2 protein-coding genes are annotated in these 1811 nt (G+C 65.7%); one reads left to right on the top strand and one right to left on the bottom strand.

The window, feature by feature from the left end:
- The coding region (locus LRF89_RS13110) for a hypothetical protein (RefSeq protein WP_238637350.1) at positions 1-279 on the bottom strand (279 nt) is incomplete at its 3' end.
- A gap of 566 nt (positions 280-845) precedes the next feature.
- On the opposite strand from LRF89_RS13110, the gene LRF89_RS13105 reads away from it, so the two are divergent.
- Positions 846-1811 (top strand): ATP-binding protein (locus LRF89_RS13105; RefSeq protein WP_238637349.1); only part of this gene is annotated, 966 nt, incomplete at its 3' end.

The following is a 1811-nucleotide window of genomic DNA, read 5'->3' as shown; positions in this document are numbered from 1 at the left end:
TCCATCTGCCCCGTGCCAGTGGATCGTTGCCCCGGGTTCCGCCCCGGGAAGCTGGATCTCCTCCAGGCTTGGGCAGGCACTGACCTTCACCACCACACCGGCTGCGACCTGCCTAAGGTCCAAGGATCGAAGGCTTGGGCAGTCGTCGAGGTCCAGGGCGGTGAGTAAGGGGTCTTGGACGCGCACGCAGTTCTCGGACTCCCCCTGAAGCGCGGCTCCGCCACCATGATCTCGCTCCGGCGCCGGTTCCACGGCATGCTCGAGCAAGAGGTTATCCATGGATTGCCCCTCCGGTCTTCACAACTGCTGAGACAGCATGAAGGGGCACAGCGACAGTCTGCGTCGCTCACGGCTATTTGTTTTTTGCGCACAACTCGCGACGCGAGATGTCGTTGCCCTGTGTTCTCCTAATCGTGTCCCGGGTGGAATCCCCCGCGGGGATTTGGGCAAGGACGCCCGCCCGGGGCTCTGCCAATGTGAGTCGCCAAGACCCAGTTATCCCGGACGTTCCTGTGTGGTGCGACCTGCCAAGCCGGCGGAGGTCGCGACGTATCGCTCCTGGACCCGAATCTCGGCAATCGTGCGGACGCGGTCCCTGTATTTGCGCCCCCGCCTCGTTGCGCTCTCTGCCTTAGCGATCATTTGTTCTTATCTGTGTGCGGCATCATCAGGGCGACGCGTTTTGTCGCACCATCGGATTAGGGTTGGCGCAACCACTGTCCACCGGAGGTTCCGCCATGCCCTATCACTCTCACCGTATGCGTCGTCGTGTCCGAATGCTTCGGCCCGCCACGGGCCGCTGCTCGGATCCGATTGGGGATCTCCTTGCGCTGTGGTTGCTCCGAATGCTCGTCCACAGCGGCACGGTCGATCAACTCGCCGATCAGGAGGAGGAGTGGGATAGCCGGGTCCTGGAGGTCCTCGGCATCGAGCGTCGTATGGAGCCGTTCGAGGAGCGGTCGCGGCGCCGCCAGCGCGTGGCACCGGACGCCGATGATGAGGAGGATCCGGATCGGGATCCAGAGCAGAGCAGGGAGGCCATGTTGGAGGTCTTCCGCGACCGACTGCAGACGCTGGAGGCGAGCACCACCTGTCTGCCGGAGCACAATCGCCTCCTGGCGAATGCCTGCGCCGTCGGCGAGCGTCTGCGGCTCAGCGATCTCGAGAGCCGCGTTCTGGCGCTCCTTGTGCTCGAGGCTCTGGAGGAGGGGCCCTTTTCCAGTGTCTTCGGCACCGTGCGGGGGACGTTGCGTTCGGACGCCGCTTTGCCCATGGCCATGGCGCTGGGGGAAACCGCCCAAGCGGTGCGTGCCGCCCTCCACCCCGACGGCACACTGGCGCGCTCGGGTTTGGTACAGGGCGCCGGTCGGCGCCGTGGGCCGCGAATGCCTGGGCACACTGGTTACGAGTTGCTTGAGGGGTTGCCCGAGGCGCTGATCGGCGAGCAGGAGCATGGAGACAATGTCTTCCGCGCCTACCTGCGACCGGCCGAGGCGCCGGGGCTGACTGCCGGTGACTTCGCCCACCTCCAGGGGGAGCTGGAGCAGGTGGCGAGCCTCCTGGAAAGGGCGGCCGCCGAGGGCGAGCAGGGGATCAACATCCTCGTCCACGGCCCGCCGGGTACGGGCAAAACCGAACTCACGCGCCTGGCCGCCGCTGAGGCAGGGCTGAAGCTCCACGCCATCAACCACGAGATGAGCGATGGCACCCCGCTTGAACCGCGGGGGCGGCAGCGCGCCTACCAACTCGCGCAGCACCTGCTTGAGCGTGACCGTGAGGGCGCCATTCTTTTCGATGAGATCGAGGATGTT

It is taken from the genome of Halorhodospira sp. 9621, assembly GCF_022228055.1.
Lineage (GTDB): Bacteria > Pseudomonadota > Gammaproteobacteria > Nitrococcales > Halorhodospiraceae > Halorhodospira > Halorhodospira halophila_A.
The sequence above is the reverse complement of the archived record's forward strand: the minus strand, read 5'-3'. Positions and strand labels throughout refer to the sequence as shown.